Source organism: Lactiplantibacillus paraxiangfangensis, assembly GCF_036246185.1.
Taxonomy (GTDB): Bacteria; Bacillota; Bacilli; order Lactobacillales; family Lactobacillaceae; genus Lactiplantibacillus; species Lactiplantibacillus paraxiangfangensis.
In genome coordinates this window covers 30874-44891 of the sequence record NZ_BTPW01000015.1, presented here as the reverse complement: position 1 = coordinate 44891, position 14018 = coordinate 30874, and the positions used below count along the sequence as shown (strand labels likewise).

Annotated in this window: 12 protein-coding genes; 3 read left to right on the top strand and 9 right to left on the bottom strand. The window is 48.7% G+C overall.

Going from position 1 to position 14018, the window contains the following annotated elements; translation table 11 throughout:
- The first annotated feature begins 58 nt into the window (after positions 1–58).
- On the top strand, positions 59–1396 hold the full coding sequence (locus tag AAA939_RS09530) for an FAD-dependent oxidoreductase (protein ID WP_338207785.1): 1338 nt from the start codon (positions 59–61) through the stop codon (positions 1394–1396).
- Between the two features lie 139 nt (positions 1397–1535).
- On the opposite strand, the gene AAA939_RS09525 is transcribed toward AAA939_RS09530, so the two are convergent.
- The 5 genes from AAA939_RS09525 to AAA939_RS09505 form a co-directional block, all read right to left on the bottom strand.
- Complete coding sequence (locus AAA939_RS09525) at positions 1536–3671, bottom strand: lectin-like domain-containing protein (protein WP_338207784.1); 2136 nt, start codon at positions 3669–3671, stop codon at positions 1536–1538.
- Between the two features lie 17 nt (positions 3672–3688).
- The gene (locus tag AAA939_RS09520) at positions 3689–4705 is read right to left on the bottom strand and encodes a WxLIP family cell surface protein (protein WP_338207783.1); all 1017 of its coding nucleotides are present in this window, start codon (positions 4703–4705) and stop codon (positions 3689–3691) included.
- A gap of 90 nt (positions 4706–4795) precedes the next feature.
- Positions 4796–5482: a WxL domain-containing protein gene (locus AAA939_RS09515; RefSeq protein WP_338207782.1), complete on the bottom strand. Its 687-nt coding sequence runs from the start codon at positions 5480–5482 to the stop codon at positions 4796–4798.
- A 30-nt stretch (positions 5483–5512) separates the two neighbouring features.
- Positions 5513–6085 (bottom strand): WxL domain-containing protein, encoded by a 573-nt coding sequence (locus AAA939_RS09510; protein ID WP_338207781.1) that lies wholly within the window; start codon positions 6083–6085, stop codon positions 5513–5515.
- The gene (locus tag AAA939_RS09505; protein WP_338207780.1) at positions 6085–6375 is read right to left on the bottom strand and encodes a cell surface protein; all 291 of its coding nucleotides are present in this window, start codon (positions 6373–6375) and stop codon (positions 6085–6087) included. The genes AAA939_RS09510 and AAA939_RS09505 overlap by 1 nt, the downstream gene beginning before the upstream one ends.
- Between AAA939_RS09505 and AAA939_RS15250 the strand changes: the two genes are divergently transcribed.
- Together AAA939_RS15250 and AAA939_RS09500 are read left to right on the top strand one after the other, a co-directional pair.
- Positions 6376–6420 (top strand): hypothetical protein, encoded by a 45-nt coding sequence (locus tag AAA939_RS15250; protein ID WP_404411836.1) that lies wholly within the window; start codon positions 6376–6378, stop codon positions 6418–6420.
- A 606-nt stretch (positions 6421–7026) separates the two neighbouring features.
- On the top strand, positions 7027–7611 hold the full coding sequence (locus tag AAA939_RS09500) for a TetR/AcrR family transcriptional regulator (RefSeq protein ID WP_338207779.1): 585 nt from the start codon (positions 7027–7029) through the stop codon (positions 7609–7611).
- Between the two features lie 394 nt (positions 7612–8005).
- On the opposite strand, the gene AAA939_RS09495 is transcribed toward AAA939_RS09500, so the two are convergent.
- From AAA939_RS09495 to AAA939_RS09480, 4 genes are read right to left on the bottom strand one after another with little or no spacing between them, the layout of a single operon-like run.
- Positions 8006–8305 (bottom strand): hypothetical protein, encoded by a 300-nt coding sequence (locus AAA939_RS09495; RefSeq protein ID WP_338207778.1) that lies wholly within the window; start codon positions 8303–8305, stop codon positions 8006–8008.
- On the bottom strand, positions 8298–9641 hold the full coding sequence (locus AAA939_RS09490; RefSeq protein WP_338207777.1) for a vWA domain-containing protein: 1344 nt from the start codon (positions 9639–9641) through the stop codon (positions 8298–8300). The genes AAA939_RS09495 and AAA939_RS09490 overlap by 8 nt, the downstream gene beginning before the upstream one ends.
- Before the next feature lie 11 nt (positions 9642–9652).
- On the bottom strand, positions 9653–10846 hold the full coding sequence (locus AAA939_RS09485) for an ATP-binding protein (protein WP_338207875.1): 1194 nt from the start codon (positions 10844–10846) through the stop codon (positions 9653–9655).
- 36 nt (positions 10847–10882) lie between these two features.
- Complete coding sequence (locus tag AAA939_RS09480) at positions 10883–14017, bottom strand: AAA family ATPase (RefSeq protein ID WP_338207776.1); 3135 nt, start codon at positions 14015–14017, stop codon at positions 10883–10885.
- Position 14018: the final 1 nt, after the last annotated feature.

The following is a 14018-nucleotide window of genomic DNA, read 5'->3' as shown; positions in this document are numbered from 1 at the left end:
AAATCATTATACACAATCGTTATTGTGAAAACTAACACATTATAAGGAGCTGTTTTACATGAAAGTTATCGTTATTGGTTGTACCCACGCCGGCACCGCTGCCGTTAAACAAATTTTAGCTACGGATCCATCCACTGAGGTTACCGTTTACGAACGGAACGACAACGTTTCATTTCTCTCTTGTGGGATCGCCCTCTTCTTGGGTGGCCAAGTTGCAGATCCGCAAGGCCTCTTCTATTCCAGCCCTGAACAATTAGCAGAACTCGGTGCCACCGTCCACATGCAACATGACGTGACTGACATCGACACCGAAAATCATCAATTAACGGTAACGGACCTTGAAAGTGGGACCGTCAAAACCGATCATTACGATAAGTTAGTCATGACCACGGGTTCATGGCCTGTCATTCCACCAATCGATGGCATCGACAGCCCCAACGTTTACCTTTGCAAAAACTGGGATCATGCCCAAAAACTCTGGGAAGCCGCTAAACCTGCTAAACGGGTCATCGTTATCGGTGGTGGCTACATTGGGACCGAATTAGTCGAAGCTTACCAACAACAAGGCAAACAAGTGACCTTGATCGACGGCTTACCACGAATCTTAAACAAGTACTTGGACGCCGAATTTACCGACCGCGTTGAACAAGACTTCACCGACCACGGCATTCAACTCGCCCTTGGCCAAATGGTGCAAGGATTTAGCGACAATGGCTCCGAAGTGACCGTTAAGACTGACCAAGGGAGCTATACCGCCGACATGGCCATCATGTGCGTTGGTTTCCGACCAAACACCGGCCTACTAAAAGGTAAGGTCGACATGAACGCCAACGGCTCAATCAAGACCAACGACTACATGCAAACCTCCGACCCTGACATTTATGGCGCTGGCGATTCAGTGGCCGTTCACTACAACCTAACGAAGCGCGATGCCTACATTCCATTGGCAACTAACGCCGTTCGTCAAGGAACCCTCGTTGGCTTGAACATTTTTAAACCAACCCGGAAATACATGGGAACCCAAGCAACTTCTGGCTTGATGCTTTTCGGTAAGACCATCGTTTCTTCAGGAATGACCGTTGAACACGCGCAAGCTGAAAACGTCCCCGCCGTTGCCGTGACCTTAGAAGATAACTACCGGCCAGAATTCATGCCAACAACTAAACCAGTCCTCATGAAGTTAGTTTACAATCCTGAGACCCGCGAAATTCTTGGTGCGCAGTTCATGAGCGAACACGACGTTTCTCAATCCGCCAACACGATTTCCGTCATGATTCAAAATCACAACACCATTGACGACTTAGGGTTTGTCGACATGTTCTTCCAGCCAACTTTTGACCGGCCATTCAACTACCTCAACTTACTTGGCCAAGCGGCAATCGCACAAGCTGACTAAGCGTGTCTGTTCCATAAAGCAGTTAGTTTGCGACCATTAACGTGGCTTTTGGCGCACGTTTCTCGACCATAGTAATAGCAAAAAACCATTCAGAAATATTTCTGAGTGGTTTTTTTAATCTCGTCTTAAGCGTGCCCGTTTAACTCGGCGCGTTATTTAAGGTCCAGGTGATTTTGCCAGAATACGATCCGGGCGTTGCCGCCGCGTTCGTCTTGTAAAACATTCCGGAATCATCCGTCCAATCCTTGGTTACATCATATTCGTCGGTATCACTCGTCGTTTTTCGGTTATCGATCAAGGTTCCCGTACCGTTTAAAACGGTTGTTTTACCATCCCGTTTGAATAGTAATTCTCCTGGCAGCTTCTTCCCATCAGTGGTTGTAAAGTCGCCCACACTAGCCTGTAATTGCCAGCCGGAACCTTTACCGCGTTCATCACTGACGACAACGGCCCAGTCGCCTTCGCGGCCTGTCGTTTGGGACTTGCCGTCTAAGGTAATTGGTTTAAACGTACTAGCACCCGCAACGCTCTTAAATCCTAGTTGACCACTCTGAACAATAATGGTTGTCTTGATTTCTTCAGATTCATTATCATCCATATCAGAGAACCACGCCGTCAGCGTATTTTCACCAACGTTTAGCTGTTCAGGCTTAATCTTGATCACAAAGTATGCCGATTCGTCATCATCACTCATTTGAAAATCATCCAACGCCTTCCCATTTAAAGTTGGGTGCACTGTGATTTTACTGTTTGCGAGTTGTTCTGAATCTTCAGCAATAACTAACCCAGTCGCCTTAGCTTCTTCACCCTTAGCCACCGTATAAGTCGGCTTCATGAAGGTTGCCGAAAGCTTCTGGTCCACCGTAATCGTGTAGTCCGGCGCATCCGCGGTGGTTTCAAACTCTTTATTTTCAAACGTACTCGTGGTAGTCGTCGTCCCACTGTTGATAGCCACGTCGTCAGCCTTCCCCGTTAAGGTAATCGTTGCCGTTTGATTCGTCTGGGAGACGGCTTTTTCAAGGCGGTATTCGACGTCTTCAGCGCCGGCTTCCGGCGCGTTCAATTCCTGTTCCGTTCCGTCTGCATACTTGACCGTTGCCCCGCTAAACGTCACATTTTTAGGCAATTTCAGTTGGGCGTCAATGTTATCCCAGTCCAAAAGGCCACCGGTATGGGTGAGTTGATAATCATATTGCAGCTTATGCTTCGCCTTAACCTTGCTACCAGCCGTCACCGTTTTATTTTTAGTCACATCCGTCACTTTAACGTCGGCCTTAGCAGCCACTAAATTAGGCATACTTTCAATGACGACCATGTTGCTCGTTGAATTACCACCCGTGGCTCCCATAATACCCCAACGAACTAGCCCATCGGCACTCTTGAACTGACTCGTGTCAATGACCTCACTATTCGTATAGCTGGCGGCATTATCAGTCCCATCAGGATTAATATCGTCAAACGTATAAGTCATCGTCTTGGCCGCGGCGTTCCACTTCAAAACCAAGTGATGCCAAGCACCGTTGGATAAACTTTTCCAGTTCATCAAGTTATTATGATTTTGCGAGAAGTAGTACCGCGTCGGCAAAAGGATCCCCGTAAGGTCCCAACTGCCGACCGATTCACTTTTATATTGGGTCGCTAACCCAGGATATCCCGTTGCTAAATGCTGATTTTTATTGCCCTTATCAAAGGCAACCCCACCACCAGCATCACTATACGACGTTGAATTGTTCGCATAGGTATCAAACTCTAAGGCCCAACTATTTTGAATCGCAGAATCTGCAACGGCTTGCGGATCCTGCTGCTTATTATTCGTGTCCAGTCCCCAAGTGCCGAGAGTCTCCCCAATGATACTTCCCGGTTTAATTTGAGCCGCGGCACTCGTGCCACTCGGATCATTTTGTAAGACGAAGGCCATGCCATCGCCGGTACTCTTAGCGGTTCCCAAGTAGAGCCACATTTTGATGGTCGCGTCCTTGTTCAGGTCCAACCGGCTGGCGTCATTCGACCAGAATCCACCAACTTGCTTTTTATTACTGATAACGTTGACCGCCTGCGTATTCGGGGCACTACTATTCGTCGTGTCCACAATCGTGGCGTTATTGGCTACCCCGCTACTAAACGCGCTCGGCAACGTAATGACCTTGTCTAATTGGTTAATTCCAGATGGTGCCGTTGCCAAGTTAGCACTAACCGTGACGTTCTGCGTGGTACCAGTCCATAAACCAGCTAACGCCAACAAACCCATCATTAACAGTTTTGGTACCTTCCGCATATTGAAAACTCCTCTCGCTAGTGATCCTGACGACGGCGGTTTTTCAAGAGTAACCAGATAATGGCACTTAGTAGTGCAAGGATAACCACGCCTAACGCGACGAACCACCAGAAGTAGTTCGGCTGGGTCTGATCGCCGATTGCCGTATCGTTCAAGTGTTTAGCCTCTTTATCCGTGATCGTAAAGTTGCGTGTAAACTGCCACTTACCCTTATCCGCAGTTGCGGTCAAATGAAGAACGTACTTGCCAGCTTTAAGCTGTTTTGAGCCATCACCCATCGCAAAATTAAAGTTACTGTTAGGTGCCATCGCTAAGTTATCTTTACTGGTGACCATCAACTTTTTACTAGCACCCGCGGCCGTCACGTAGCTCTTAATTTTGAGGCCGTGCATAATAACGGGTTGGTCATTTTGCAGATTAGCCGTAACATAGTTGCGATAATTTAACTGTGTCGCCTTAATTTTGTGTAACTTCATGTTTGGTTTTATCTCAATTGACTTAGACTCTCGCAGTTGAACACCTAAGACGTAGGCGTACTGGTTGTCAATTGCCATCCCGCTACGCTTCTTTTTCGTGGCCTTCAACTCTTGAATCACGTTAATTCCGCCTAAAGCAATCCCATCAAACTTTTTCTGCGGTACCGTTAACTTCACGGTGACCCGCTTGCTTGATTTGGCGGGAACGGTGACCACTTGCTTTTCGGACAGTGCTGTTTTGATATTGAACTTCAAGGAAGAATCCGCCTTGGCTTTGCTCTGACTGTAATCAATGATTCCGTTATCGTTAGTCACAGCCAGGTTTGGTGAAATCGTATAGCGGTGAGCTTGCTGATCACTGTTTTTGATTATCAGCGCCAAGTTCTGCTTTTGCCCCGGTTTCACCTTCAAATCAAAATAAGACACCTTTTGATTAATTTGGTTAGTCGGCAATTCTGCCTTGACCGTGTAATTTAAGTTATCAGCTTGTGCGGTCACCGTTAAGCCACCCAACACAACACTTACGAGTAATACCAGTTGCCAAAACGTTTTTTTCATTTAGCGTACCCTTCCTTTCAATAGTCTGAACGAACTATGTACTGATAAACGGCCATGAGCATCACTCAAGTAGCCGTTTATCGTGTTGCTTTAACTTGGCGCGTTTGTCAGCGACCATGCGAGACTCCCCGCGTAATCGCCAGCGGTTAACTGTCGATTATTAATGGTCAACGTCGTTGGATTTGACCCGCGGTTGAGGACCAGGAGCCAAGTACCAAGTCCCGTTTGTCGATCTGCCACAACGACATTATTGGCAATTCCCGGGGTTAACGTCCCCGTATTGACCATCGTCGGCGCTGCACTGGCATTGCCGTCACCGGCACGCAACTGGGCTGAGCCGAGGCTCAAAGATGTGCTTAGCGTCTGCTGGCTACTTCGTAACGGGCTGGGAGTTACTTGTAGCGTCCAGCCGCTGCCAGTGCTTCGGCGATCCGTGACTTGAATCATTGCGCGCTGATTAACCGCGGTCGTTGTTACCGGACCTTGTCCAGTGGTGGTCGCATTAAACTTGAGGTTACTAACGTAATCAATCGTCAGTTGTCCCCGCGAGCCCGTCCCGGTGACGTTACCCGCATCAGCGGAATCTCCGGGGTAAGGCTTGCTCGGATTGTCTGGATCAACTGGTGCGACCGCACCATTGTCATCGGTAGGGGTGAGCCCGACCTGCACCTGCGATCGTGAAGCCGCCTGACCAGTCGTCCTATCCAGACTATTGAGTAACAGCGTTGCTAACAACATCATTAGTAACCCACTCGCCAGTGATAGTCCCTTGACCATGGTCACACCTCAATTTCTACAGTGACGCGCTTAGCTTGGGGCGTTGCTTAACGTCCAAGTTAATTTTGCCGTATACGACCCGGCTGAGTTACCGGCTGGAACTAGCAAGCTCACATCGTTCGCATCGTGCGTCGTTGTGAATTGTCCAATCCCTTCGCCAGCAGCTGCCGTCACGATTGACTGATTAGTGCCATTCACAACGACCTCGCCACTTGTCGGTGTTTCAGAGGCGTTTTGGTCATCATCAGCAACCGTTTTCCCGTTAGCCAAGGTCAGTTTGGCGCCCCGTAACACCTTGTCACCATCTGTAAAATCAGTTCCGAGAACTTGTACCTTCCAGCCATCCGTATTCCCAGGGTTGGTTACCTTAATTGCCCCGGTTACCGTATCGGCTTTGTATGTTTGGGTCGTATTCTCATTTTTATGTTCACCCATATCTAAGCCAGGGACTTGATCCAAAGTAATCGCTTTATTTTGTTCGTCTTGAGTTAACTGAACTTTTGCTTCGGTATCCTGCGTATTAGTATCCGCAGCTTTAGCAGCCATTGGTAAAGCTGCCATTAAAGTAACTCCAGCAAGTAACGTTCCTACATATTTTTTCATCACGGTTGCTCCTTTATTAATTGACGGTTGCGCCACCAGATTATGGTTAGAAAAGTTAACAAAATTAGTCCGGCTAGGCCAATGACCAGTAACCACCACTGCTCGGTTTCATTCATTTGTGGTAGTATTCCGCTCAAAGGTCCTGCGTTGGCATGATCACCCGCAGACGTTCCTGAGGCATTTTTGACCGTTAATCGGTACTGCCCAGGTTGGGCATCCGCAAGTCCGGTTAAAGCTAGCGGTCCCATCCAAAATGTCAGTAGGCTAATTAAGCTAATTCGCCATCGCAAGTGATCACCCCCTATCAGGTCCCAGAGTATAATTTTTCAACTTAACTAAAACTAAATTACTAATAGTGAATCGTTTGAGTAACCCTATCAGCAACGAGAATATAGCATGTTGATGTAAGGGCTGTCAATTGATAATAGGGCTTAACTATGTAGTAGGAACTTCATTTTCAGACTTCTCTGAGATGTTTTTAATTTTAAAAAAAATACAAAAATATTAATATAAACTGTTCGAATCAGTTTACTGGTAAGGCTTTCACTACCCTGATTTAAGTTCAAAACTCTGGTAACAATTGCCCTATTCAACTGAACAAGCAGCAAACATTATATTATCATGAGAGTTTAATTAGTATACTCATTAGTTAAACTTTCACATTACTATAAATAATATCAGCCTATATAAAAACGGAATAATCGCTAACAATCACTATCATCAATAAGCATTCGTTCAAATTGACGCACCAGTATATTCAGCAGAAAATCCCTTATTTTATCAATTAGTTTTCACTAGTCAGCAATTCTTATATTAAAAAAGGCTGACAAGCGACTAAGTCTTTTCCCCCTGCCCCATTGGTGCGCACTTGAACATTCGGCGGCAATCAGCCTATGTTATACTGTTGATAATCACTTCAAACCTTGAAAGGGGGCCATTTTTTGCCCGCAAAAAAGACATTTGATGACGATCAAGTCATTGAACAAATCATGCATTTATTTTGGCAACAAGGGTACTACCATACCTCAATGGATGAAATTGTCGCCACGAGTGGTGTCAAAAAACAAAGTCTGTATAACGCTTTGGGTGACAAACACACCCTCTATTTGAAGGCCCTCCAGCGCTACCATCAACAAGCGCTGACCGCTTGCGCACAAGAAACGCAACGGCTGGAACAGGCTGGTGAACCCGCCCTCACCATTTTGGGACACTTATTCAGCTGGGATTTGACGTCAACTGACCACCCGGCCGGCGATTTAATGGCCAACGCCGTGGCAGAGTTCGGGACGACCGACCCCGATGTTCAGCACGCAACGACTTGGTTTTACGACGACTACCTCACCCTGATCGCCGCGGCTATTTTAAAGGGCCAAGCTAACCAACAAATTACCAACCACCAATCCAGCATGACCTTGGCACAGAGCCTGCTGGAAGCCCGGATTGGCTTGCAGACGCGGCTACGCCAAGGCAGCCTGCAAGATGTTGAACAGCGAAAACAAGTTTGGCTCGATTTTTTAAAAGCTTAATGAACCCGAAATCTAAAAAACCGTAGGAACGATTCGGCACACTGCCAACCAAGTTCCTACGGTTTTTTATTTGCTAAAGATTGAAAAGCTAGATTTAAAATTGAGCCGGGCTGTCCCATACTCAAATTAACACAGATTAGTCATTTATGGCCTAGCCCGAGTATCACCAGTAGTAAAAGTAGTAAGTCTATTTTTAGCGAAGTCGGACAGCCTTGATGTGCTGTGTCGGCAAGATTAGCGGGCGCATTTCACGCTAATCTTGCGGGGCGATTTAAAGACGCGGGCTATCGGCTTTGAATCGAGGTCACAGACCGCACCATGGCTGGGATCGTCCCCCACAGCACATCGGGGCTGTCCGGCGAAGCGACAATTTTAGCTCTTTCTACCTTTAATTCTAAACGTAGTCGTGCACCAACCACTGCTGCGCCGCACCACTCAACAGGCTTCCATAGTGTTGACGAAGCGTTTGCACGCCAGCGTAATTATCAAAATTAAACCGACTCGTTAACGTCCCACTTCTGAGTAATGCTCGTGCAAACTGTAAATCGGTCGGGGTGATTTGCTGGCGGTACGCTAACGTTTCATCCGCCATAATGAGTTGCCACTGATCCTTCAAAATCGCTACCGCGCGTTGATAGCGCCGGTTATGGGTCAGTAAAGCTTGCATATCATCGGGGTTAAGTGGTTCACTCATCTTCATCACTCCCTAAATTTAAACTGATAACCTGTCCAACGACCGGTTGCACAGACAGATGGTCGCTCGCTTTTGCCAGTAACCAGATCACATTTTTAAAGTGGTGGGTATCGACGCTGCGTTCCCCACGGCCATCGGTCAAAATTAGGGCCAACGTTGTTTGATTTGTTCGGTGGTGCGCTACCAAATCGTCGAAGATACTTTGATACACGGTTCCGCCACCACCAGCGCGTGCAAACCGCACGCGTTGCGGCAAATTCGCCTGATAGGACTTTCCGGGTTGAACCACGGCGTCGAACGGCTTAATCGTAATCGTGGCGTTGACCACCCGCGTTAACGCCGCCACTTGTGCGAGCAAGCGTTGCAGCGTCGCGTCACTAATTGATCCCGAATGGTCCACGTATACTTGTAAGTCCAACTGGGTATCACTAATTTGGCCCGGTAGTTCCATTCGTGCCGGCTGCCGGCGATTGAACCGCGCATATGAGACCTTCTTACCGTTTGGCAACTGCCCGATTCCGCGAGCTAACACGCGGCGCCAGTCAACGGCCGGTTTTGCCCGTTGCCGTTGCAATTCGGCCATCACGTGGCCCGCAACTAGTCCCCGGCCAACTTCATTAGTTGCCGTCCAAGCATCACGGATTAATTGTTGGGTTCGACTCGCGGCTAGATTTGGATTAGTCAGCTGACCGCCACTTTCTGACCAGCTTGCCGGGTCATCAATTAGCGGTTGCGACCGTTGACCCGTACTGCGTTGTGGTTTTTTCCCCGGCGCGTGATCTTCAGTCGAATTGCCAGTTGGATCTGATGGTTGCGGTTTTGACTGCTGCTGTAATAACCGTAAATAGGTCCCAGAATCGGCTTTAAGCGGTAAACGGGTCTTGACGAGTGGCTGCACGTCAGCTAACCCAGTTGCGCTTGCCGGTAACCCGGTCACATACTGGTTAACTGCCAAATCGGTTGCTAACGTCACCCGCTGCGGTTGGGACACGATTTGCTGACGATACCGCAACGGGTGCTGCCAAACAACGTGTAACGCCACGTGTTTCAGCCCAGCTTGTAAGCTGTCAAAGCGGTCAAATGTTTGGGCAATTTTCGCTGGTGCGTATTGCAGGACTAGGCGGTTTTGATGCCACGTTAACGCGAACGGTGCCGTCAATTCTGGTGTAACTTCGCGTGGCAGTCGGGTTAACAGTTCTCCATAAAATTGGTCCGCGGCCAGTAGCTCGATTACGGCCCGGGTCACCATTGTCGCACCGGCCCCAAAATCAGCCCGGCTTGGTTGGGTCAAAACGGATTGGCGCCAACGATCATATTCAGCTGCATTGTTTAGCACCGAATCCCTCCCTACTGATTAGACCAGCTCGCAACTTGCTGCAAATACTGATATAACGCGGTTACGTACGGACTACTTTTGGCCACATTGACCGTATATAACTGTTTGAGCAGTTCCCGGTCCTGACCAATCGTTTGCACTAATGCAAACTGACCATCCTGGCTAAGTGTCTGCAATAGTTGTAAAAAGCGCCCCGCATGCTGATCAACAGTCAGTGGGTAGGTGGCCGTTAACTGCAAACAACTGCGTAACACGGTTGCTTTTTGTGGTTCACTCATCGCTTGAAATTGTTTTAACACTGGTGCGGGAACGACTGCCCCTTTAGGTTGACTGTCGAATAAATCGGCTGGAGTCAGGTGGATCGCCTGCTGCTCTAAAAAGGCTTCAAAACTACGGCCAAGATTAATACCGACATCCCCTTGAAAAATATCTAAGGCCACCGTTGCCTGGGCTGCTGGCGGTAACTTCTTCAACTCATATAAATTGGCCGAAACTCGCTCCCAAGCACGCGGCGTCGCGGTAATGTCTTCCTGTTGATCCGTCTGATTCAGACGCGTGACGTCTTCACTGATAAACCGTTCGACCAACGGATGAATATTGGGGCGGTCGGACGTCGTTGAAGGCTGGTGGGCCCACTCTAACCAATCAGCTGCATCCGTCCGCATAATCAAACGGACAGTTCGGTCTTTAATGGCCGCATCACCAGCGACAACCCCGTATGCGCTATCTTCAAACCCCGTCATACTAGCATCCGGGTTTTCAGCTAAGATCAGTTGTACCTGCTCCGGCAGCTTTAACGTGTTAATGGTTCGTTGCAAAACCAAGTTCATTAATTCACTCTGCACCGCTTGCGTGCCCCGGTTAAATTCATCTAAAAACCATAAAATGGGCTGGTGTGGATGGGCCTCCGCATACTGAATAATCTCAATCAGCGTATGAGCGTAGCCAAACTGGACATCGGCTAACTGGCCGTACGCCTCCGTTTGGATGAACGATTCACTGGTTAAAGGCGGAACGGGAATTGCCAAATCCCCCTTTTCCGACAGACTCACTACGGTCGTAAATAACCGCGCGTGCATTTGCGTAGCCACATCACTCACCAGTGCGGACTTACCGATACCCGCCTCCCCCACAATGTTAGGGACGTTGCCCGCCCTTAAAATTACCGGAACGGCCGTTAGTAGTGCTTGATACGATAACGCCATGACTTCACCCAACCTTTCTTGTTTCACGTGAAACAATTAGCTAAATTCTAATTTATATTTCACAACACTTTCGCCATTGCCTTCTGGAATCACTTGTAACTGGGCTGGCAATTGATGTTCTAGCTCACTTACATGGCTAATAATACCAATCATTCGTGACTTTCCTTCAACTTGTTGCAACGTTTCCATGGCCATATCCAACGCGTCTTCATCCAACGAGCCAAAACCTTCGTCAATAAACAACGCGTCAATTTTAATGCCCCCGGCCTGTTCTTGAATCACCGTCGCTAGGGCCAACGCTAATGACAAAGCGGCCACAAAGCTTTCACCACCCGACAGCGTATGCACGCTACGGACTTTACCAGCATTGTCATCGTAAATGTTGATTTCCAACCCAGTTCCATTACGGAAAGTCCCTTGGGAGCGGTCTAGCTGGAACTGATACCGACCATTCGTTAACTGTTTCAGTCGCTGGTTACCAGTCTGTAGAACTTTTTGCAAATACGTTTGCAAAACGAAACGTTCCAAGCTCAACTTTTGCGCACTATTCCCGCTTGCCACGTTGGCTAATTGCGCCAATTCAGCGAGTTGCTCCTGTTGTTTATGTGACGTCGCTAGCATTGCCTGCATCTTTTCAACCACGTCTTGATTGCCTTTTAACTGGCGGTCACAATCATAGTACCGTTGTTCAACCGCCTGTTCAGCTTCAGTCGCCGTTTGCACTTGCGTTGCTAATTGCTGCAAATCGGGTTGCGGACGGTCCCCGATAGCCGTTTTCACCGTCAGTAGCTGCCCGTTTAGTGTGGCAACTTGCTGATCATACGTTTCAACCGCCGCACGCAAATCTGTCAGGTGACCAAGTTGGGCCATCAAACCACCCAAACGGTCGAAATCGACCGTCTCCCAAGCGGTTTGCATCACCGTTGTTAATTGGTCTTTTTGTGCTTGGATGGCCGCTTTCGTTGCTGCCAAATGGTCACGGGTTGTTGTTAGCCGCGCTTCCGTTGCTGACAACTGTTCCTTGGTTGCCGCTAATTGCTGATCGGCGGCCTGCTTAGCCTTACGGTACTCATCCTGTTTCTTAGTCAAAGCTTGCAAGTGTGCGTCTAACGTCGGGAGGTCCGGATAATCTACTGAACGCTGCTGCTCCTGGTCAGCCAACTGCGTTTCAAGTTGCAGGGCCTGATTCTTCACCGCGGTTAACGCCTTCGCGGCCGTGTCATGATCAATAGTTAAGTTTTGCGACTCCGTTTGAACCGTCTTTAGCCGTTCCTGAGCATCCTGAGCCGTTTGAACACGCTGCTGGTTGGCCTGGATATCTTGCTCTAGCTGAGTCTGCGCTTGGGCCAACTGTTCAGTCACGTCCAGCGTTTCATCAACCGTTCCCAGTTTGGCAGATACCGCCTGCTGGAAAGTCGCTTCTTCATCATCTAATTCAGCTTGGGCCGTTTGCACTTGCTTTTCGTCAGCCTTCAGTTGATTTTCAGCCGCCGCTAAAGCTTGTGCAGCCCGCGTACTAGCCTCCTGTGCCTGCTTAACCTCTGCTTCAGTGATGGTCAACGCATCGGTTGTCGCTGGGTGCGGGTGCGTCGTTGACCCGCAAACTGGACACGGTTGGTCGGGCAATAGCCGCTGACTTAAGATGGCGATTTGCGCACTTGCCCATTCACTATCTAGCTTTTGGTACACAGCCGTCTGTTCTGCGGCTTCAGTACGCCGGGTGGCTACGACCGCTTGTTGCGCCGTAACGGCCTCACCGTATTTGGCAACAGTTCGTTGTTTCTGGTCGACCCGCGTTGCTTGCTGGGTCAACGTTTGTAACGTATGGTCCCGTTGATCTAATTCGCGCTGGACTGCTAACGCCGCGGTCAAATCAGCACCAAGTGGGCCAAGTTTTTCCTGTTCTTCGGTCAGCTTGTTCAGTTGTTGTTCAATCTTCGTAACAGCTTGTTGTTGCACTTGAACACGCTGCTGGGCCTGTTGGTAAGCCTGACGCGTCTGTGCTAATTGTTCATAAATGGGCCGTTTTGCCGTCAACGTGGTCAGTTGTTCTTGTCTTTGTTCAGCTAAGGGGGCCTCAGCCGTCAATTTTTGAACACGAACCGTCGCCGTATCACGAGTTGCCTTCAACTCTGCCAGCTCAGTCGTTAACGCGGTAACCTGTTCAGTCTCAGTTTTGACCCGCCGTTGATTAGCCTGAAGTTGTTGGTAAACAGGCGCTGATTCTTGCGCCCAATCAAGCGTTTTAACTTGTTGACGCTGATCATCAATCGTCTTTTTTTGCTCGTCGAGGGTCGCCAGTTGTGCCGTCAGCGTGGCCCGTTCTTCATAATTTTTTTGCAAAGTCTGACCCGCAGTCTGGGCACGCTGCACTTTCGTTAGAGCTGCCTTCGCCTGATCAAATTTTTGCTTTAACGCGGCCAGCGCATCAGCCTGAGCTGCCTGCTCCGTTGCTTGGGCTTCAAGGGTGGCTTGTGGTGAGAGCGTCAATGCTTCGGCCGCATTTCGGGTCGTCCAAGTCAATTGACCCTGTAACGTCTTCAAGCTTTGCGCAACCTGATTATTTTCAGTCTGTTGCCGTTTCAACTGTGATTTTAGTTGCTGGGACCAACGGCTGTATAAACTCGTCCCGAAAATGTCGCGGAGCACTTTTTCCTTATCATCACTATTCGCCATCAAGAACTGACGGAACTGGCCCTGAGGCAATAACACGATTTGTGAGAACTGTTCCCGCGTTAATTGTAATAGCTCATGAATGTAGTTTTGAACCGCATTGACCTTCGTGTATTCGTCAACTTCTTGCCCCGTGGCGTCAAATACCGTCAACGTCACCGCAGCAACTTGCACGTGATTCCCAGTCCCCCGCTTTTTAGCGACGGTCTGTTCTGGTGACCGCACGATTTTGTAGGTTCGATCTTGGTGTTCAAAGGTAAACGTCACCGTTGTGAGTTCATCATCGGTCGCAAAATCGGACCGCATCTGTTTCACCTGGCGATCACCACCAGAGGTACTGCCAAAGAGGGCAAAACACATGGCGTCAAAAATCGTCGTTTTACCGGCGCCCGTTTTACCGCTGATTAAGAATACGGGAAAATCGTTAAACTTCGTAAAATCAACTTTTTCATGCCGAAACGGTCCAAAATAGTCTAGTTCTAATGTCAGTGGTCGCATC

What these genes read in the sequence shown, in the direction of transcription:
- AAA939_RS09530 (WP_338207785.1), top strand. Translation starts at nt 59, where the DNA reads ATGAAAGTTATCGTTATTGGTTGTACCCACGCCGGCACCGCTGCCGTT.
- AAA939_RS09510 (WP_338207781.1), bottom strand. Translation starts at nt 6,085, where the DNA reads ATGAAAAAATATGTAGGAACGTTACTTGCTGGAGTTACTTTAATGGCA.
- AAA939_RS09515 (WP_338207782.1), bottom strand. Translation starts at nt 5,482, where the DNA reads ATGGTCAAGGGACTATCACTGGCGAGTGGGTTACTAATGATGTTGTTA.
- AAA939_RS09485 (WP_338207875.1), bottom strand. Translation starts at nt 10,846, where the DNA reads ATGGCGTTATCGTATCAAGCACTACTAACGGCCGTTCCGGTAATTTTA.
- AAA939_RS09480 (WP_338207776.1), bottom strand. Translation starts at nt 14,017, where the DNA reads ATGCGACCACTGACATTAGAACTAGACTATTTTGGACCGTTTCGGCAT.
- AAA939_RS09495 (WP_338207778.1), bottom strand. Translation starts at nt 8,305, where the DNA reads ATGAGTGAACCACTTAACCCCGATGATATGCAAGCTTTACTGACCCAT.
- AAA939_RS09525 (WP_338207784.1), bottom strand. Translation starts at nt 3,671, where the DNA reads ATGCGGAAGGTACCAAAACTGTTAATGATGGGTTTGTTGGCGTTAGCT.
- AAA939_RS09520 (WP_338207783.1), bottom strand. Translation starts at nt 4,705, where the DNA reads ATGAAAAAAACGTTTTGGCAACTGGTATTACTCGTAAGTGTTGTGTTG.